This window comes from Rhodococcus sp. C26F, from assembly GCF_053345925.1.
Genome location: NZ_JBKFBA010000012.1, coordinates 15185 through 33649, shown reverse-complemented (window position 1 = coordinate 33649; position 18465 = coordinate 15185). Strand labels below are relative to the sequence as shown.

Here is an 18465-nt window from a genome sequence, read left to right as displayed (position 1 = left end):
TGGCGGCTCAGCCGAAGCGGCCGGAGATGTAGTCCTCGGTGGCCTTCTTGCTCGGGTTCGAGAAGATCTTCTCGGTGTCGTCGATCTCCACCAGTCCACCCGGGCGTCCGGTCGCCTCGAGATTGAAGAAGGCCGTCTGGTCGCTCACACGCGCAGCCTGCTGCATGTTGTGCGTGACGATGACGATGGTGAAGTCCTTCTTCAGCTCGCCGATCAGGTCCTCGATGGCCAGCGTCGAGATGGGGTCGAGGGCCGAGCACGGCTCGTCCATGAGCAGCACGTCGGGCTGGACCGCGATGGCGCGGGCGATGCACAGACGCTGCTGCTGACCGCCGGACAGGCCGCCGCCCGGCTTGTCGAGGCGGTCCTTGACCTCGTTCCACAGGTTCGCGCCGCGCAGTGACTTCTCGGCGACCTCGTCGAGTGTCTTCTTGTCGCGCACGCCCTGCAGCTTGAGACCGGCCACGACGTTGTCGCGGATCGACATCGTGGGGAACGGGTTGGGCCGCTGGAAGACCATGCCGATGGTCTTGCGGACACCGACCGGATCGACGTTCGGATCGTAGATGTCCTCGCCGTCGAGCAGGATGGATCCCTCGACACGGGCGCCGGGCGTCACCTCGTGCATGCGGTTGATCGACCGGAGCACGGTGGACTTGCCGCAACCGGACGGGCCGATGAAGGCGGTGACGTTCCGCGGCGGCACGGACAGCGTCACGTCGGCCACGGCGTGGAACTTGCCGTAGTAGATGTTGACGTCCTTGAGATCCAGACGCTTGGCCATTACCGGCTCCCTACTGGTGTATCGATGTGAGAAGAGGTCTGTGGGTTACTTCTTGCCGACCTGCGAGTACCGGCTGATCAACTTGGCCGCGATGTTGAGGACCGCGATGACCAGGATCAGGGTGAGCGCGGCGCCCCAGATGCGCTGCGAACCGGCGTCGGTCGGGTTGTTCATCTCGGCGACCATGACACCCGGGAGGGTGCCTTGCTCACCGCCGAACAGGTCGAAATTGATGAAGGGCGCGTAGCCGACGAGGATCAGCAGCGGCGCCGTCTCGCCCATGACGCGGGCCAGGGCGAGCATGATGCCGGTGATGATGCCGGCGAGCGAGGTGGGCAGCACGATGCGCGCGATGGTCTTCCACTTGGGGACACCGAGGGCGTAGGACGCTTCGCGCAGGTCCTGCGGGACGATGCGCAGCATCTCCTCGGTGCTGCGCACGACCACCGGCACCATGAGCAGAACGAGCGCGAGCGACACCGCGAAGCCCGACTTGGGCATCCCGAAGGTCGACACCCACAGCGCGTAGATGAACAGTGCTGCGACGATCGACGGGACACCGCTGAGGATGTCGACCATGAACGTCGTGATCCGGCCGAGCCGCGACCGGCCGGCGTACTCGACGAGGTAGATCGCGACGAAGACGCCGAGCGGGATCGAGATGATCGCGCAGACGAGTCCCTGCAGGAGGGTGCCGACGAGGGCGTGGTAGATGCCGCCGCCCATCGACGAGGACGTCAGTCCGCTCAGCGAGTGTGTGAACCAGGTCGGCGAGATCAGGGCCGGCAGGCCCTTGGCGACGACGGTGAACAGCACCCAGACCAGGGGGATCAACGCGACGACGACCGACAGCGTGACGAGCACGGTGGCTGCGGTGTCCTTGACGCGGCGACGTCCGCTGACCCGCTGGAAGGCCGGGGGCTTGACCGGCGAGGAGAGCGCGGTGGTCGACGTGGTGGTGGTCGACATGGGTCAGTCCTTCTTTCCTGCGACGATCATGCGCGCGGCGGCGTTGACCACGAAGGTGAGCACGAAGAGCACGAGACCGGCGGCGATGTAGGCGCCCGCCTGGATGTCGTTGTTGAACTCGGCGTATCCGAGCGCGATCTTGGATGCGATCGTCGCGCCGCCGTCGAACAGCGACCAGGAGAACGCCTGCGAGGTGGTGCGCAGGATGAGGTACAGCGCCATCGTCTCGCCGAGCGCGCGGCCGAGACCGAGCATCGAACCGCTGATGTAGCCGGACTTGCCGAACGGGATGACGGTGGTCCGCACGACCTCCCAGCGGGTCGCGCCGAGTGCGAGCGCGCCCTCGATGTGGGCCGTCGGCGTCTGCACGAACACCTCGCGGCTCACCGCGGCGATGGTCGGCAGGATCATCACGGCGAGGACGATGCCGGCGGTGAAGATCGTTCCGCCGCCCACGATGGACCCGCTGCCGGTGGCGAAGAGCGGGAACCAGGCGAGGGTGGTGTTGAGCCATTCCGCGACGGGGCGCAGGAACGGGGCGAGGACGAGCATGCCCCACAGGCCGTAGACGATCGACGGGACCGCGGCGAGCAGGTCGATGACATACGCCAGCGGTTTCCGGAGCCGGTCGGGGCAGTACGAGGTGAGGAAGATCGCGATGCCCAGCGCGACGGGCATGGCGAGGAACAGCGCGAAGAAGGAGACGAGCACCGTCACCTGGAACAGGTCGAGGACACCGAACGCCATGTCGGTGATGTCCTGCGTGATCCAGTCACGGCTGGTGAGGAAGTTGACCTGGTTGCGCTGCAGCGCCGGGACGGCACGCCAGACGAGGAAGACTGCGATCGCGCCGATGATCACGGAGATCAGGACGGCGGAGCCGGAGGCGAGCGAGCCGAAGATTCTGTCTCCCGGCCGCACGACTGTCTTGCGTGCCCTGTCCGGGGATGGGGGTGGGGTGCTGATCGTGTCCTCCGTGATGCCGGTTGCACCGCCCGTTCCTGAGCGGGTCGGTTCGTCGGTCGCGATGGAGACCGACGTGTTGTGCGCGTCACTCATGTGCGCTCGCAATCCTTCTCAGCGTATTCGTCAGGAACGGGCGGGTCGATGATCCCTCGGTCACTCACCGGACCGAGGGATCGGCGGGTCATCCGGCGGCGATGGCGTCGATCGACTCGGTGAGGCGGGTCTTGAAGGCGTCGGGCAGCGGGACGTAGCCCTGCTCGGACAGGCCTTCCTGGCCCTCGTTGGCGGCGGAGATCAGGAACGACTTGACGGCCGCGGCGGTGTCGGCGTCGTAGCCGGCCGAGCACACGATCTCGTAGGTGGCCAGCACCAGCGGGTAGGCACCCTCTTCGGAGCTGCCGAAGATCGACGACAGGTCGAGCGTGAGGTCGCCCTCGGAGGCCGGGACGAACTCGGCGCCCTCGATGGCCTTGCCGGCGGTCTCTTCGGTCAGCTCGACGGGTCCGGAGCCGTTGTCGATCTGCGCGATGCTCAGACCGTTCTGGTCGGCGAAGGACTTCTCGACGTAGGTGATGGAGTTCGGCGAACCGGAGACGGCCTGCGCGACACCCGCAGAACCCTTCGCGCCCTCACCGACACCGCCGGTGAAGTCCGAACCGGCACCCGAGGTCCATGCGCCGTTCGACGCGGTCTCGAGGTACTGCTGGAAGTTGTCGGTGGTGCCCGACGAGTCCGAGCGCACGATCGGGGTGATGTTCGCGTCGGGCAGCTCGGCGCCCTCGTTGAGCGCGGCGATGGCCGGGTCGTTCCACTTGGTGATCGAGCCGTTGAAGATCTTCGCGGCCGTCTCGGCGTTCAGCACGAGCTCGTCGACACCCTCGACGTTGTAGGCCAGTGCGACCGGGCCGAAGACCAGCGGCAGGTTCCATGCGGGATTGCCGGCGCAACGCTCGGCGGCCTGTGCCGCCTGCTCGTCCTTGATGGCCGAGTCCGAGCCGGCGAAATCGATCTGGTTCGCGATGAACTGCGTGCGGCCGTCACCGGAGCCGGTGGGGTTGTACGCGACGTTGACGTTCGTGCCCTTCTCGGAGCACACCGCGATGTAGGTGGAGACGAACTGGTCCATCGCGTTCTTCTGGGCCGACGAGCCGGCACCCGAGAGGTTGGACTTGCCGTCGCAGGCTGCAGCGGACGCGGACGCATCGACGTCGACCGACCCGGCATTGTTGTCGGTACCGCACGCGGCGAGCGTGAGGGCTCCAGCGGCCACAACACCGAGCAGGGCGCCATTGCGCTTGAGGTTCACCTGTTCTCCTCCGGAAGTAACTTCACACGACCGCGGCGCCGAGTGGCGGCGGCATCGAGGCGCGGGCGACGCCGGCGCCGGGTCTGCGGCACTCGACCCGCTAGTGAAGTTAGGAGGAGACGGTGGACACTCGGACGACCGAAGGTTAACGCCGGATGAACACGCCGGATACACCTGGCGATGGTGTTGCGACCATCACTCGAATCCTGACCGCGATCGGCGTGTCGGGTGGCAGAGTCCACCCTTCACGCCGTTCGTCCACCCGATCGGAGAGGGTCACGCCCGGGCGTAGGCGACGTCCACGTGGAACCGCTCGAAGCCGAGTTTGCCGTAGGTGTTCAGCGCCGCGGTGTTGTCGCCCTCGACGTAGAGCAGGACACCGGGCAGACCCCGATCGCGGAGATAGTGCAGGCCCGCGAGGGTGAGCAGGCGACCGAGCCCTCTGCCCTGCGCGGACGAGTCGATACCCACGACGTAGACCTCGCCGAGCTGCGGGTCGGACGCCGTGGCCGGGTGCACCTTGGTCCAGTGAAATCCGAGCAGCTTGTCGGGCTCGGCGGGATCGAACACGAGGAACAGGCCTTCGGGATCGAACCAGGACTCGCGTCGGCGTTCCTCCACGTCGGCGGCCGTCCAACGCCCCTGCTCGGGATGCCACTCGAAGGCCGCCGCGTTGACGCGGAGCAGTTCGGCGTCGTCCTGCGGGCCGCCGTAGGTGCGCAGCAGCACCGAGTCGGGCACCTCGAGGGCGGGAAGATCGTCCTGCTCGAGGGATCGACGCAACTGCAGGAGTTCGCGGACACCGGTCAGACCGAGACGGCGCGCCACCGCCTGCGCGGCGGGCAGGTCGCCGTGTGCCCACACGCGGGTGCCGTCGCCGCCCTCGGTGAGTGCACGTTCGACGAGTTCGCGGCCGAGTCCGTGCCCGCGCCGCGACGGGTCGACGACGACTTCGGCCATCGCTGGATGACCGTCCTGAGCAGGCACGACGTTCGCGTAACCCGCGACCTCACCGCCGTCTCCGAGCGCGACGAGATGCCGGGCCGCACCGTCGCGGCCGAGGGAGTGCACCGCCTGTTCGGAGATCGGCGCGGTGCCGTCGGTCTGCGTCGCCCGCGACAACACGGCGCGTACGGCTTCGGCGTGGTCGGTGGACGGGTGGTCGACGAATTCCGTATCGGTGCTCACGGAACGAATTGTGCCCCGGACTCCCCTGCGCCCGAGTCACCCGCGCCGGATTCCTCCGCACGGGGGTCGTCGAGAAGCGTGTCGTCCACATCGTCGTCGTCGACATCGGGAGTGGCATTGCCACCCTTGCCGACGCGGTTGGATGGACGCACCGCCTTGTAGCCGACGTTGCGGACCGTTCCGATCAGCGCTTCGTGCTCGGGGCCGAGCTTCGCGCGCAGACGTCGGACGTGGACGTCGACGGTGCGGGTACCACCGAAGAAGTCGTAACCCCAGACCTCCTGCAGCAGCTGGGCGCGGGTGAACACCCGGCCCGCGTGCTGGGCGAGGTACTTGAGGAGTTCGAACTCCTTGTAGGTGAGGTCGAGGGGACGTCCGCGCAGGCGGGCGGTGTAGGTGCCCTCGTCGATCGTGAGTTCACCGAGGGTGATCTTGCCGGTGTTCTCCGGCCCCACCGCGACACCCGAGCGACCCATGAGCAGTCGCAGGCGAGCGTCGAGCTCGGCCGGCCCGGTGGTGGACAGCAGGATGTCGTCGAGTCCCCATTCGGGATTGACGGCCACGAGTCCGCCCTCGGTGAGCACGGCGACGACGGGCACTGCCGACCCGGTGCTGCCGAGCAACCGGCACAGTCCTCGCGCGGCCGCGAGATCGGAGCGGGCATCGACGATGGCGATATCCGCCGAACCTGCCTCGAGCAGCGACGATACTTCTGTAGGAGCCGGCCTGACCGAATGCGGGAGCAGCGCCAGGGACGGCAGGACCGCATCCGGATTCGGGTCGGAGGTCAGAAGGAGCAGCTCCACCGGGCCTCCAGTTCTTCGCGCGACCAGCGCGGATAGGGGTCGTAAACGTCGTGCAACAGAGTAACGCCCCGATTGTTACCGCTATGTAAGCACGAGAATTCCGTGGACGGCCTCGGAGCGGACGGGCGCGGTCCGGTGCCCGGTGCGTCCGACACAATGGTGGGCGTGCGCAAACTGATCTTCGGTCTCGTAGTCCTGCTCGGACTCGCGGTCCTCGCCGACTTCGGCGCGGCGGCGTGGTCGGAATACCGCGTCTCGCGTGCGCTGCGGGAAGGTGGCGTTCTCGAGTCCGATCCGGCGGTGACCATCCACGGCTTCCCCTTCCTCCTCCAGGCCCGCGACGGTCACTACGAGAACGTCGAGATCGTGGCCGACAACGTCCACACCGATCTGCTCGGGGACATCACGGTCGAGGCCAATCTGATCGGTGCGCACGCCGAGGCCGGTGAGCTGCTCGACGGGTCGATCCGGTCGGTGCCCGTCGACCTGCTGTACGGCCGCGTCATGCTCGACGCCACCGAGCTCGGACAGCTCTACGGCATCCCCGACCTGCAGGTTTCCGCTCCCCCGGCAAGCAAGTCCGATGGCACGGGTGGGTCCGGCGGCTCCGGGCCCACCACCGCCGGCGGGGTCGTCCTCACCGGAACGGTGCCCGTCGGACCGGTGGAGGCGACGGTCAGCGTCCAGGCCGATCTGGTGCTCGACGGCGACCGCGTCCACGTCGTCGCGTCGGATCTCTACTTCGGTCCCGAGGGACGCGCCGACTTCTCGGTTCCCGACGTCCTGAAGCCGGCGGTGCTCGGACTGTTCACGACGACGATCGAGCCGCAGAATCTGCCGTTCGGCGTCCGGCCCACCTTCGTCGAGGCGCGGGGCTCCCGGATCGTCATCGAGGGCGAGGCCCGCGACGTCGTCATCGATCTGCAGGAAGTGCAGACGCCCGCATGATCGCAGTGATCGTCCTCATCGTCGTGATAGTCGCCACACTCGCGGTGGGCACGGCCCTGCGCACCCGTTCCGGCAAGTTCCGCACCACCGGCGTCGACGCCTCGGCGGGCACCCACGAACCCGATCCCGCACTGGCCGCGGCGGGCGTCGGGGACGGCGTACCGGTGGTCCTGCACTTCTCCGCACCCTGGTGCGGACCGTGCGCGGCGGTGCGACGCGTCGTCGTGCAGGTTCTCGACCGCGAGCCCGGTCGGGCACGCGAGGTCGAGCTGGATCTCGACGAAAATCCCGTGCCGGCACGGAAACTCGGAGTCCTGTCGCTGCCCACCACCTTCATCTTCGACGGTGACGGGCGCGAGCGGTTCCGCGCGTCCGGTGTTCCGTCCGCCGACGACCTGCGCACAGCCCTGTCGTCGTTGTGATCCCGGGGGTCCACCACCGAGGTGACGTGCGTTAAACTCCCTCGCGTGCAGAACCGCCACGAGCTGATGCTCACCCGACGCCGCGCAGTCGATCTGTGCCGCCTCGGTGGCTGTTGTTGTCCCTGCTGAACGTATCGGCGGGCTCGTCCCGACTCCTGCGGCAGATCGATGCCGCTCCACCGATGCGTCGCCCCGCGGTCGTATGAACACCCTCCGCCCAGCGAATCAGAATCCAGCAGGAGATTCCCCATGTCCGTATCCACTCCCGGCACGCCCGGCCGGCAGGTCGACGTCCGTGGCCCGCGTTTCGCGGCGTGGATCACCACCGGCGTCCTCGTCCTCGCCCTGGTCGTCGCCACCTTCTCTCCCGTCGCAGCGGCCGTGATCCTGGCCCTGCAGACGATCGTGTTCGCTCTCGGAGCGGCACTCGGCCCGCGACGCAGCCCGTACGGTGCGCTGTTCGCGAGGCTCGTCGCTCCCCGTCTCGGTGCTCCGATCGAGACCGAGCCGGTGGAGCCGCTGCGGTTCGCGCAGCTCGTCGGATTCGTCTTCGCCCTCGTCGGAACGGTCGCGTTCTTCGCCGGCGCGATCGTCGTGGGCTCGGTGGCCGCAGGCTTCGCGTTGTTCGCGGCGCTGCTCAACGCCGCCTTCGGCGTGTGTCTCGGCTGCCGGATCCACCCGCTGGTCGCCCGAATGCGTCGCGTGCCCGCCTGACCGGCGGTCATCGAACTCGACCTCCCACCCCTCCACTGGCACGGACCCTCGCACGGGTTCCGGTCACGGAAACCTCCCGGATTCCCTCACCGAAAGGAACACCCATGGCTCGCTCCGACGTCCTGGTCTCCGCCGACTGGGCAGAGCAGAACCTCACTGCGTCGAAGACCGTCTTCGTCGAGGTCGACGAGGACACCTCCGCCTACGACGGTGGCCACATCGAAGGTGCCGTCAAGCTCGACTGGCGCAAGGACCTGCAGGACGCCGTCCGCCGCGACTTCCTGAACCGTGAGCAGTTCTCCGAGCTCCTCTCGCGCAAGGGCATCGCCAACGACGACACGGTCGTGCTCTACGGCGGCAACAACAACTGGTTCGCCGCCTACGCCTACTGGTACTTCAAGCTCTACGGCCACCAGGACGTCAAGCTCATCGACGGCGGCCGCAAGAAGTGGGAGCTCGACGGCCGTCCGCTGTCGAAGGACGAGGTCACCCGCCCGGCAACCGAGTACAAGGCCGCCGAGCCGGACTACTCCATCCGCGCCTTCCGCGACGAGGTCATCGACTCGATCGGCACCAAGAACATCGTCGACGTGCGTTCGCCCGACGAGTTCTCCGGCAAGATCCTCGCTCCGGCGCACCTGCCGCAGGAGCAGGCGCAGCAGCGCGGCCACGTCCCCGGCGCCATCAACATCCCGTGGAGCACCACCGCCAACGAGGACGGCACCTTCAAGTCCGACGAGGACCTCGAGAAGCTGTACGCCGAGAAGGGCTTCGACGACAGCAAGGAGACCATCGCCTACTGCCGTATCGGTGAGCGCTCGAGCCACACCTGGTTCGTGCTCCAGGAGATCCTCGGCAAGAAGAACGTCAAGAACTACGACGGCAGCTGGGTCGAGTACGGCTCGCTCGTCGGTGCACCCATCGAACTGGAGGTCAACTGATCATGTGCGGAGCCCCTGTCCAGACCCAGACCCTGCCCGCCGGCGTCGACACCGAGAAGGAGACGGTCATCACCGGCCGCGTCCTGAACGCCGACGGTGAGCCCGTGGGCGGCGCGTTCGTGCGCCTGCTCGACGGCACCGACGAGTTCACCGCCGAGGTCGTCGCCTCGGCGACCGGCGACTTCCGTTTCTTCGCCGCCCCCGGCGACTGGAAGATCCGCGCCCTGTCGAGCTCCGGCAACGGCACCTCCACCGTGAGCCCCACCGCTCCCGGTGTGCACAACGTGGACGTGACGGTCGCCAAGTAATCCGGCCGGAACACCTCGTCGAAGGGCTCTGCTCCACCAGGAGCGGAGCCCTTCGTCGTACCGGAAAAGGGGTTGTCTAGAATGACCGCGTGGTCATCTTCTTCGAAATCCTGCTGGTCGCCGCGGCGCTCCTCATCACCTGGTTCGCGCTGTACACCATCTACCGCGTGGTCTCCGACGGATCGTGACGAACGACGGATCGGACGCCCCGCGGCGTAGCGGCGACGAGGCGATCGCCCGGGCCGCCGAGCGCGCTCGCGTCACCGCCGAGTTGAACATCCCCGTCCTGTCCGGGCTGCCGGGCGCCGAGGACACCGCGAACCTGCGGCTCGGCCCCGACCTGAGCCCTGCCCTGCTCGCCGTCCTCCCGATGGTCGGTGTGTGGCGCGGCGAGGGCGAGGCCAACGATCCCGAGACCGGCGACTATCCGTTCGGTCAGCAGATCACCGTCGCGCACAACGGCGGCCCGTATCTGATGTGGGAGTCGCGCACGTGGCGTCTCGACGACGCGGGTGCCTACGTGGGTGAGGATCGGCGCGAGAGCGGCTTCTGGCGCGTGTCCGGAACAGGTGCGCCCGACAGCGACGATCCCGAGACGCTCGAACTACTGCTGACGCACAGCTCCGGCGTCGTCGAGCTGTACTACGGCACCGCGCTCACCCAGTCCTCCTGGGAACTCGCGACCGACGTCGTGATCCGCACCAAGTCCGGTGAGGTCGTCGGCGGCGCCAAGCGGCTCTACGGCATCGTCGACGGTGGCGACCTCGCCTACGTCGAGGAGCGCGTCACCGCCGACGGCGAGCTGAAGCCCCGAATGTCCGCCCGCCTGTCGCGCCACATCGGCTGACCGGGCCTCTTCCTTCCGAGACTCGAACGGTCCGGGCCTGTTCCCCAGTGAGGGAACAGGCCCGGACCGCTTTTCTCTCAGTCCTCTTCGACGACCGTCGTGCCGGTGGAGCCCTTGTTCTCGGCACGCGCGCCGTTGCCTCGTACACCGAGCGCCTCGGGTTCGCCGGCATGGACCCGGTGGACTCCGGCGTCCTCGGCATCCTCGGCTGCGTTCTCGCCGTCCTCGCACTCGTCCGGGATGGCCCGCGTGTGGATGACGACCTCGGGTGCCGGTAGTTCCTGAGCAGCCTCGAGTTCCTCGGCCGACCGCACCTCGGGCCACTGACGGGTGATCGGCTCCGGCCGCTCGCCCAGGTCCTCGCGGATACCGCGCACCAGGCTGTACATCATGATGAAGCCCATCACGAAGAACGGCAGACCCACCACGGTGATGACCTGTTGCAGGGCGTCGAACCCGTCCTTACCGGTCGCGACGAGCATGGTCGCTGCGACCAGGCCCATGAGCACCGCCCAGAACAAGCGCTGGTGGATGGGCGCCTTCCCCTCGTGACCGGCCGCCATCATGTCGAGCACCATCGCGGTCGAGTCCACCGAGGTGACGAAGAAGATCACCACCAGGATGATCGCGATACCGGACACCAGGCCGGTGAGCGGGAAGTTGCCGAGGAACTCGAACAACGCGCCCGGGATGTCGCCGTCGTCCACGACACGCTCGACGAGACCACCCCCACCCTCGAGTTCGATGTGGAACGAACCCATCCCGAAGATGCTGAACCAGATCACCGAGAACAGCACGGGCAGGCCGAGGACACCACCGACGAACTCGCGGATCGTCCGGCCTCGCGAGATGCGGGCGATGAAGATGCCGACGAAGGGCGACCACGTGATGGTCCACGCCCAGTAGAAGACCGTCCAGGTGTTCTGCCAGCCGGAGTCGGCGAAGGTGTCGTTCCAGAACGCCAGGCGCGGCAGGGCCTCGGCATAGATACCGGCCGACTCGATCATGCCCTTGAGCAGGAACAGGCTCGGTCCGGTGACGAGCACGAAGACCAGCAACATCACGGCCATGCCGATGTTGATGTTCGACAGGCGCTTGATGCCCTTGTCGAGACCGAGAGCGACCGAGATGCCGGCCATCACCGTCACGATCGCGATGAGGGCGATCTGGACGATCCCGGATTCCTGGATGTCGAACAGCTGCGCGAGACCGGCGTTGATCTGCAGGGTGCCCAACCCGACCGAGGTCGCGACACCGAAAATCGTGCCGATGATCGCGACGACGTCGATGGTCTTGCCGATCGGGCCGTAGATGCGACCCCCGAGCAGGGGCGCGAAGATCGAGCTGACGCGCGGCGGCAGATGCCGCTTGTAGATGAAGTAACCGAAGCCCAGGCCGGGCAGGGCGAAGATCGTCCAGGTGTGCAGTCCGAAGTGGTATAGCGCGAAGCCCATGGCCTCTTCCGCTGCCTCCACGGACTGCGGCTCGACATCCTGCATCGGCGGGTTCGCGAAGTGGGAGATCGGCTCGGCGACGCCCCAGAACATGAGGATCGTGCCGATACCGGCGGCGAACAACATGGCGAACCACGCCAGGGTCGAGTGCTCGGGCCGTTCGTCGTCGCCGCCGAGCCGGACCCGGCCGTAATGGGTGAAGGCAATTCCGACGAGGAAGAGCAGGAAGGTCGTGACGCCGAGGACGTAGAACCATCCGAGGTTCGTCATGATCCAGTTGGACGCGGTACTGAAGATCGAATCGACGCCGTCGGTGAACAGGATCGTCACGACGACGAAGAGCAGTGCGATGAACGCGGACGAGAAGAAAACCCCCGGTGACGTGCGCAATCTTAACGAATCGTGAGCTTTTTGGAGTATCGGCACCAAACCGGTGTACCCAAAACGGACAAAGTTGCACACCCGAAATGTCGACCTCGCCCGAAACGCGAACAGCCCCCGAGCTGCACCGCCGCACGGATCGCTCCGTGGACCGGCGGTCCCGATCGGACGGATCGGGAGCTCGGGGGCCGGGTGACTACCTGGGATTCGCCAGCCGCGCGCGGTCGGTGAATTCCGTCGTCTCGAGCAGCTAGCGGGTAGCCACCTCACGCGTCCGAATATCAATCACTTCCAGACCACCTCCTTCCTCGTGTACCAGCGAAACTACGCTTCGTTCACGAGGCGGGCAACGCATTTTTCTCGACGCGAACGACCAGGTCGGCGGCGGTGTCCGCGGGCAGGCGGTGGGTGACCGTCACGACGGTGCGCTCGGGGCCGACCAAGTGTGCGTCGCGGTCCAGGAGCAGTCGCTGCAGCAGGTCGGCGCTCTCGTCGTCGAGATGCTCCGTGGGTTCGTCGAGCAGCAGGATCCGTGCGGGCGACAGCAGTGCCCGGGCGAGCAGGAGGCGTCGGCGCTGCCCACCGGAGACGGTGCGGGCCCCGGCTCCCAGGACGGTGTGGACGCCCTGCGGCAGTCCGTCCACCCACTCCCCCAGGCCCACGGCGCCGAGGGCGGTCGACGCCTCGTCCTCGTCCACGTCGCCCCGCGCGACACGCAGGTTCTCGAGGATCGACGTGTCGAACAGGTGGGCGTCCTCCGCGAAGAAACCGATCTTCCGGCGCAGGGCCGCGGGGTCGACATCCGCGAGGTCGACACCGTCGAGCGTCACCGTGCCCTCGCGTGGGGCGAGGAGACCCGCGAGCGTCATGAGCACGATGGTCTTGCCGCTGCCGCTGCCGCCCACGATCGCGACGCGAGCGCCCGGCCGCAGGTCGAGGTCGACCGGTTCGGTGGACGGTCCGTCGGGCCATCCGCCCCGCAGGCCCACCGCACGCAGCCGGCCGGGTCCGTCGGCCGGCTCGGTGCCGTGCGGAACCGTCTTGTCGGCGCGGTCGAGCATCTCCGTGATGCGACCGGCCGCCAGGCGTGCGCGGTTGAGGGTCTGCGCGGCTGCCGGGAGGACCGCGGTGGCCTCGAACGCCGACAGCGGCAGCAGGACGAGGATGCCGAGTGTCGTCGGGCTCATGGCCGCCGGACCGGAGCCGAAGACGGCGATACCGACGAGGAGGGCACCGAGCACACTCACGCCGACCGCGAGGGGCGCGGCCGCGTCGGCGAACGCCGCGGGGACCGCCGAGCGGTCCGTGGCCCGGACGGAGGCGATGTTCGCGGCGCGGGCCCGCCGGGCGAGCGGGTCGAGCCGTCCCGCGACCCGCAGTTCCGCCGCGTGGTCCAGCACCGTGACCGCGTCCTCGGTGAAGCGGGTCCGCGCGGCGTTCGCATCGGCGTCCGCGCGGGCGGCGGCGCGAGCCGACAGCCACGGTGCGAGCACGCCGGCGACGAGCAGCGCCACCGCGAGCACCACGCCGGCGGCGGGAGCGATGACGGTGATCGTCACGACCGCCGCGAGGGAGAGCACCGCGGCGACCGCGATGGGCACGAGTGCGCGCACCACGACGTCACCGAGGGCGTCGACGTCGGCGCCGGTGCGGGCGAGCAGGTCGCCGCGACCGAGGCCCAGGGCGGCGGCCGGGTCGCCGTCCGCGAGTCGCCGGTAGAGATTCGCCCGAGCCGAAGTGGTGCCGCGCAGAGCGGTCTCGTGCGTCGCGAGACGTTCGAAGTAGCGGAACAACCCGCGGGAGATGCCCAGCGCCCGCACCGCGACGACCGCGACGGTCAGATCCAGGACGGGCGGCATCTGCCACGCGCGCACGATCAGCCACGCCGAGAGACCGGCGAGCAACAGCGCGCTGCCGAGGGTCGCGACACCGGCGAGGACGGCGAGGAGCACCCGGCGCGGTTCGAGTTCGAGCAGGGCCATCGCCCCCCGCAGGTCCTTCATCGGGACACCTCTGTGGTCTTCATCGGCACGCCTCCGTGGTCGGCGCTGCGTGGACGGTGACGACCTCGTCCGCGATGGCGAGCAGGGTGGGGCGATGCGCGACGACCACCACCGTGCGGCCGGCCGCGGCGAGACCACGCAGCGTGTCGAGCACGGTGGCCTCGGTGTCCTCGTCGAGGTGGGCGGTCGGTTCGTCGAGCAGCAGGACCGGGCGCGGGGAGGAGAGGGTGCGGGTGAGCGCCAGTCGCTGACGTTGGCCGAGCGACAGGCCCGTACCGCCTGCTCCCACGACGGTCTCCCAGCCGTCCGGGAGTTCGGCGAGCACGCTGTCGAAACCGGTGGCCGCGCAGACGTCGTCGAGTTCGGTGGTCTCCGGGTCGACGCCGGTGAGTCGCAGATTGTCGGCGAGGGTGCCGGGCAGCAGCACCGGTCGCTGCGGAAGCCACGCCACCTGCGACCACCAGTTCTCGTCGCCCGCGACGGGTCGTCCGTCGACGGTGACGGTCCCCTCGCTCGGCTCGGCGAGTCCGAGCAGCGCCAGCAGGGCGGTGGACTTACCGGCACCGTTGGCACCGGTGAACGCGGTGATCGTGCCGGGACGGCAGATCGCGTCGAGGCGGTGCGGGGCGCAGCCGTCGCGGCCGGGCACGGAGACGCCGTCGAAGGCGATCTCGCAGGTCGCGACCCGGTTGGCATCGGCCGTGTCCGTGGAGATGCGACGCGAGGAGGCGCGGCGAGAAGAGGCGGCGTCCGGCCGCGAGTCGAGCACGGCGAACGCCTTGTCGGCCGCCGCCATCCCGTCCTCGGCGGCATGGAACTTGTTGCCGACGGTGCGCAGCGGGAGGTAGGCCTCGGGTGCGAGGATCAACGCGATGATGCCGGCCTCGAGAGGCATGGATCCGTAGACGAGGCGCATACCGATGCTCACGGCGACGAGGGCGACGGACAGCGTCGCGAGGAATTCGAGGACCGTGCCGGACAGGAACGCCACGCGCAGGGCCGACATCGTGGTCGCGCGGTGCTCGTCACCGAGTTCGCGCACGCGATCGGCGGGCCCCTTCTCGCGACCGAGGGCACGCAGCGTGGGAAGACCCGCGAGCAGGTCGAGCAGTTGCGACGACAGTGTCGTCATCGCGCGCAGGGTGCGGTCGGCCTTGCCCTTGGTGAGCAGGCCGATGAGGATCATGAAGATCGGGATCAGCGGCAGGGTGATCACGACGATGATCGCCGAGGTGAGGTCGTGCAGGGCGATCACGACGATCGTCACCGGGGTGAGGATCACGGCCAGCAACAGCGCCGGCAGATAGCCGGTGAGATATTCCTTCAGCCCGTCGAGTCCGCGGGTGAGGACCACCGCGATCTCGTCTCGTCGCGGATCGAGTTCTCGCGGAGGCAGATTCGCCGCGGACCCGAGGACCTCGTGTTCGAGTTCGGCGACCACGCGGGTCGCGGACCGGTGCGCGTACCGCGACTGCAGCCACGTCACCGCGACCCGCACGACGATCGCCGCCGCGAGGATCGTCAGTTCGGTCGTCCAGTCGCCGACGGACCGGGCGTCGGTGGTGATGACGCCCGCGAGGACCCGGCCGATCATGAGCGCGGTGACGACCACCATCACGACGTCGACCACCGAGGTGGCCACCGTCAGGACGAGATATCCCCGGGCCGCGGCCGAGTAGCGCCACAACCGCGGGTCCACCGGACCCCGCCGGCGCGCGGGCGCGTCGGCGGGGGCGGCGGACTGCGTCATGCTCACTTCGAGCCGACCTTCAGACCGATCGAGTGCGGGATGTGGTCGGTCGACAGACGCTGACGGAACACCCAGTACGTCCAGCCCTGGTAGGCCAGGACGACCGGGGTCATGAACGCTGCAGCCCACGTCATGACCTTCAGTGTGTACGGGCTCGACGACGCGTTCTCGATCGTCAACGACCAGGACGGGTCGAGCGTCGACGGCATGACGTTCGGGAACAGCGACGCGAACAGCAGCACGGAGGTCGCGGCGATCGCGACGGTGGTGAATACGAACGCCCAACCCTCACGCGCGGCGGCGGTCAGTGCGACCACCGCGAGCAGGGAGACTCCCGCCACCGCGACGAGTGCGATCGTCCAGCCCTTGCCGTAGGCGAGCTGGGTCCACACCACGAACGCACCGGCCACGAGGACGGCGGGCACGGCCAGCTTCCGCGACATCGCCACGGCATCCGTCCGGACCTGCCCCTCGGTCTTGAGCGCGATGAACACCGCGCCGTGCAGCGCGAAGACCAGCGCGGTCGTCGCACCGCCGAGCAGGGCGTACGGGTTCAGCAGGTCGAAGAACCCGCCGACGTACTGCTTGTCGGCGTCGATCGCCACGCCGCGCACGATGTTCGCGAACGCCACACCCCACAGCACGGCGGGCACCCACGAGCCGAAGATGATCCCCCAGTCGCAGCGGCGACGCCAGGTCGGGTCGTCGACCTTGCCGCGCCACTCGATGGCGCACACCCGCACGATCAGGGCGAGCAGGATCAGCAGCAGCGGGAGGTAGAAGCCGGAGAAGAGGGTCGCGTACCACTCGGGGAACGCCGCGAACAGCGCACCGCCCGCGGTGATGAGCCAGACCTCGTTGCCGTCCCAGACCGGACCGATCGTGTTGAGCAGCACCCGGCGCCGGGTGTCGGCCTCGACGGTCCTACCGCGGCCGAGCACCGGGAAGTGCATGCCCACACCGAAGTCGAACCCCTCGAGGACGAAGTAGCCGGTGAACAGTACTGCGATGAGAATGAACCAGATTTCCTGAAGTCCCATGTCCGCCCACTCCTAGTACGCGAAGGACAGCTGTTTCGGCTGCGTGTCGTCGGTGTCGTCGTTCGAGCCCGGCGGCTGCGCGTCGTGCTCCTGCGGGCCTTCCATCGCGTACTTGCGGATGAGCCAGAACCACACCACACCGAGCGCCGCGTAGACGAGGGTGAACGCGATGAGCGAGGTGAGCACCGTTCCGGCCGCATGGTCGGAGACACCCTGGTCGACGGTGAGCCGGATCATGTCCACACCCGTGGGGTTCGGATGCACCACCCAGGGCTGCCGGCCCATCTCGGTGAAGATCCAGCCCGCGCTGTTGGCGAGGAAGGGCGTGGGGATCGCGACGAGCGACAGCTTCGAGAACCACTTCTGGTCGGGCACCCGGCCGCCGCGGGTGACCCACAGCCCGGCCAGGGCCAGCGCCGCGGAACCGGCGGCGAGGCCGATCATCGCGCGGAACGACCAGTAGGTGACGAACAGGTTGGGCTTGTAGTTGCCGGGGCCGAATTCCTGTTCGTACTGCGCCTGCAGGTCCTCGACGCCCTGCAGGGTCACGCCGCTGAACTCGCCCTGCGCGAGGAAGGGCAGCACGTAGGGCATGTCGAGGACGTGGATGACGCCGTCGCAGTCGTTGTGCGTGCCGATCGTGAGGATCGAGAAGTTGGGGTCGGTCTCGGTGTAACACAGCGATTCGGCCGAGGCCATCTTCATCGGCTGCTGCTCGAACATGAGCTTGGCCTGGACGTCGCCGGTGACGAACAACCCGATGCCCGAGATGATCATGACCATCAGGCCGAGGCGGGTCGCCGGGCGGAACAGTCCGCGGGCGTCATCCTCGAGGCGCTGGGCCTCCTCGGGTTCCGAGGTGCGGATCTCGGCGGCGCGTCGCATGTTGCGGACCATCCACCAGCCACCGATGCCGGCGACGAAGGTTGCGGCGGTGAGGAACCCGCCGGCGACCGCGTGGGGGAAGGCCGCGAGTGCGGTGTTGTTGGTGAGCAGTTCCCAGATGCTCGTCAGCTCGGCGCGTCCGGTTTCGGGGTTGTAGGTGGCGCCGACGGGATGCTGCATGAACGAGTTCGCCGCGATGATGAAGAAGGCGGAGGCGTTCACGCCGATCGCGACGAGCCAGATGGTCGCGAGGTGAACGAGTTTCGGCAGGCGCGTCCAGCCGAAGATCCACAGGCCGAGGAAGGTCGACTCCATGAAGAAGGCGACGAGGCCTTCGAGGGCGAGGGGTGCGCCGAAGACGTCGCCGACGAATCGGGAGTACTCGCTCCAGTTCATGCCGAACTGGAATTCCTGCACGATGCCGGTCGCGACACCGAGCGCGAAGTTGATCAGGAACATCTTCCCGAAGAACTTCGTGAGGCGGTACCAGTGGTCCTTGCCGGTGACCACCCACATCGTCTGCATGATCGCGACGAGCGGCGCGAGGCCGATCGTCAACGGCACGAGGATGAAGTGATACACCGTCGTGATCCCGAACTGCCACCGGGACAGATCCAAGACATCCATTGCCACTCCGAGGTGAGGCCCGGGTCGATACGGAAATCCGAAGCGGGGCCGACGCTGCGGTTCTCGTTCGCAAAGTCACGCCGGCAGCACTGCTCCGGCCTTGCTACTACCGAATGTAGTAGCGAT

18 protein-coding genes are annotated in these 18465 nt (G+C 68.0%); 7 read left to right on the top strand and 11 right to left on the bottom strand.

The genetic code is table 11. The annotated features are described in order from the left end of the window. Positions 1-7 precede the first annotated feature (7 nt). The 6 genes from pstB to ACLBYD_RS14950 form a co-directional block, all read right to left on the bottom strand. Entirely contained in the window at positions 8-784 is a 777-nt protein-coding gene (gene pstB / locus ACLBYD_RS14975; protein WP_447817070.1) for a phosphate ABC transporter ATP-binding protein PstB, read from the bottom strand. Positions 785-829: 45 nt separating this feature from the next. Further along, the gene (gene pstA / locus ACLBYD_RS14970; protein WP_447817069.1) at positions 830-1753 is read right to left on the bottom strand and encodes a phosphate ABC transporter permease PstA; all 924 of its coding nucleotides are present in this window, start codon (positions 1751-1753) and stop codon (positions 830-832) included. A gap of 3 nt (positions 1754-1756) precedes the next feature. Next, entirely contained in the window at positions 1757-2812 is a 1056-nt protein-coding gene (gene pstC / locus ACLBYD_RS14965) for a phosphate ABC transporter permease subunit PstC (protein ID WP_006551793.1), read from the bottom strand. A gap of 88 nt (positions 2813-2900) precedes the next feature. Continuing rightward, the gene (gene pstS, locus ACLBYD_RS14960; protein ID WP_447817068.1) at positions 2901-4025 is read right to left on the bottom strand and encodes a phosphate ABC transporter substrate-binding protein PstS; all 1125 of its coding nucleotides are present in this window, start codon (positions 4023-4025) and stop codon (positions 2901-2903) included. 276 nt (positions 4026-4301) lie between these two features. Next, positions 4302-5213 (bottom strand): mycothiol synthase, encoded by a 912-nt coding sequence (gene mshD / locus ACLBYD_RS14955; protein ID WP_447817067.1) that lies wholly within the window; start codon positions 5211-5213, stop codon positions 4302-4304. Beyond that, a complete protein-coding gene (locus tag ACLBYD_RS14950; RefSeq protein ID WP_447817066.1) occupies positions 5210-6019 on the bottom strand; it encodes a winged helix-turn-helix transcriptional regulator in 810 nt (269 codons plus the stop codon). The genes mshD and ACLBYD_RS14950 overlap by 4 nt, the downstream gene beginning before the upstream one ends. Before the next feature lie 165 nt (positions 6020-6184). On the opposite strand from ACLBYD_RS14950, the gene ACLBYD_RS14945 reads away from it, so the two are divergent. From ACLBYD_RS14945 to ACLBYD_RS14915, 7 genes are all read left to right on the top strand, one after another. Further along, positions 6185-6967: an LmeA family phospholipid-binding protein gene (locus ACLBYD_RS14945; RefSeq protein WP_081314531.1), complete on the top strand. Its 783-nt coding sequence runs from the start codon at positions 6185-6187 to the stop codon at positions 6965-6967. Beyond that, positions 6964-7389: a thioredoxin family protein gene (locus ACLBYD_RS14940; protein WP_447817065.1), complete on the top strand. Its 426-nt coding sequence runs from the start codon at positions 6964-6966 to the stop codon at positions 7387-7389. Before ACLBYD_RS14945 ends, ACLBYD_RS14940 begins: the two co-directional genes overlap by 4 nt. A 21-nt stretch (positions 7390-7410) precedes the next feature. Continuing rightward, entirely contained in the window at positions 7411-7518 is a 108-nt protein-coding gene (locus tag ACLBYD_RS14935) for a putative leader peptide (RefSeq protein WP_367652172.1), read from the top strand. Positions 7519-7638: 120 nt separating this feature from the next. Next, positions 7639-8103 carry a DUF4395 domain-containing protein gene (locus ACLBYD_RS14930; RefSeq protein WP_447817064.1) on the top strand — a complete coding sequence of 155 codons (465 nt, stop codon included), beginning with the start codon at positions 7639-7641 and terminating at the stop codon, positions 8101-8103. A gap of 104 nt (positions 8104-8207) precedes the next feature. Then, entirely contained in the window at positions 8208-9044 is an 837-nt protein-coding gene (locus ACLBYD_RS14925; protein ID WP_447817063.1) for a sulfurtransferase, read from the top strand. Positions 9045-9046: 2 nt separating this feature from the next. After that, positions 9047-9352, top strand: coding sequence for a DUF1416 domain-containing protein (locus ACLBYD_RS14920; protein WP_006551801.1), 306 nt, complete (start codon positions 9047-9049; stop codon positions 9350-9352). A gap of 184 nt (positions 9353-9536) precedes the next feature. Continuing rightward, the gene (locus ACLBYD_RS14915) at positions 9537-10199 is read left to right on the top strand and encodes an FABP family protein (RefSeq protein WP_447817062.1); all 663 of its coding nucleotides are present in this window, start codon (positions 9537-9539) and stop codon (positions 10197-10199) included. Between the two features lie 77 nt (positions 10200-10276). Here the strand turns inward: ACLBYD_RS14915 and ACLBYD_RS14910 are convergent, their stop codons facing one another. The 5 genes from ACLBYD_RS14910 to ACLBYD_RS14890 form a co-directional block, all read right to left on the bottom strand. Beyond that, positions 10277-12073 carry a BCCT family transporter gene (locus ACLBYD_RS14910; protein ID WP_447817135.1) on the bottom strand — a complete coding sequence of 599 codons (1797 nt, stop codon included), beginning with the start codon at positions 12071-12073 and terminating at the stop codon, positions 10277-10279. A gap of 296 nt (positions 12074-12369) precedes the next feature. Beyond that, a complete protein-coding gene (gene cydC, locus ACLBYD_RS14905; RefSeq protein WP_447817061.1) occupies positions 12370-14037 on the bottom strand; it encodes a thiol reductant ABC exporter subunit CydC in 1668 nt (555 codons plus the stop codon). 19 nt (positions 14038-14056) lie between these two features. Next, positions 14057-15787: a thiol reductant ABC exporter subunit CydD gene (gene cydD / locus ACLBYD_RS14900; RefSeq protein ID WP_447817060.1), complete on the bottom strand. Its 1731-nt coding sequence runs from the start codon at positions 15785-15787 to the stop codon at positions 14057-14059. A 2-nt stretch (positions 15788-15789) separates the two neighbouring features. Continuing rightward, on the bottom strand, positions 15790-16827 hold the full coding sequence (gene cydB / locus ACLBYD_RS14895) for a cytochrome d ubiquinol oxidase subunit II (protein WP_447817059.1): 1038 nt from the start codon (positions 16825-16827) through the stop codon (positions 15790-15792). A 12-nt stretch (positions 16828-16839) separates the two neighbouring features. Further along, positions 16840-18339, bottom strand: coding sequence for a cytochrome ubiquinol oxidase subunit I (locus tag ACLBYD_RS14890; RefSeq protein ID WP_447817058.1), 1500 nt, complete (start codon positions 18337-18339; stop codon positions 16840-16842). Positions 18340-18465 lie beyond the last annotated feature (126 nt).

What these genes read in the sequence shown, in the direction of transcription:
- pstB (WP_447817070.1), bottom strand. Translation starts at nt 784, where the DNA reads ATGGCCAAGCGTCTGGATCTCAAGGACGTCAACATCTACTACGGCAAG.
- pstA (WP_447817069.1), bottom strand. Translation starts at nt 1,753, where the DNA reads ATGTCGACCACCACCACGTCGACCACCGCGCTCTCCTCGCCGGTCAAG.
- pstC (WP_006551793.1), bottom strand. Translation starts at nt 2,812, where the DNA reads ATGAGTGACGCGCACAACACGTCGGTCTCCATCGCGACCGACGAACCG.
- ACLBYD_RS14940 (WP_447817065.1), top strand. Translation starts at nt 6,964, where the DNA reads ATGATCGCAGTGATCGTCCTCATCGTCGTGATAGTCGCCACACTCGCG.
- ACLBYD_RS14930 (WP_447817064.1), top strand. Translation starts at nt 7,639, where the DNA reads ATGTCCGTATCCACTCCCGGCACGCCCGGCCGGCAGGTCGACGTCCGT.
- ACLBYD_RS14925 (WP_447817063.1), top strand. Translation starts at nt 8,208, where the DNA reads ATGGCTCGCTCCGACGTCCTGGTCTCCGCCGACTGGGCAGAGCAGAAC.
- ACLBYD_RS14920 (WP_006551801.1), top strand. Translation starts at nt 9,047, where the DNA reads ATGTGCGGAGCCCCTGTCCAGACCCAGACCCTGCCCGCCGGCGTCGAC.
- cydC (WP_447817061.1), bottom strand. Translation starts at nt 14,037, where the DNA reads ATGAAGGACCTGCGGGGGGCGATGGCCCTGCTCGAACTCGAACCGCGC.
- cydD (WP_447817060.1), bottom strand. Translation starts at nt 15,787, where the DNA reads ATGACGCAGTCCGCCGCCCCCGCCGACGCGCCCGCGCGCCGGCGGGGT.
- cydB (WP_447817059.1), bottom strand. Translation starts at nt 16,827, where the DNA reads ATGGGACTTCAGGAAATCTGGTTCATTCTCATCGCAGTACTGTTCACC.
- ACLBYD_RS14890 (WP_447817058.1), bottom strand. Translation starts at nt 18,339, where the DNA reads ATGGATGTCTTGGATCTGTCCCGGTGGCAGTTCGGGATCACGACGGTG.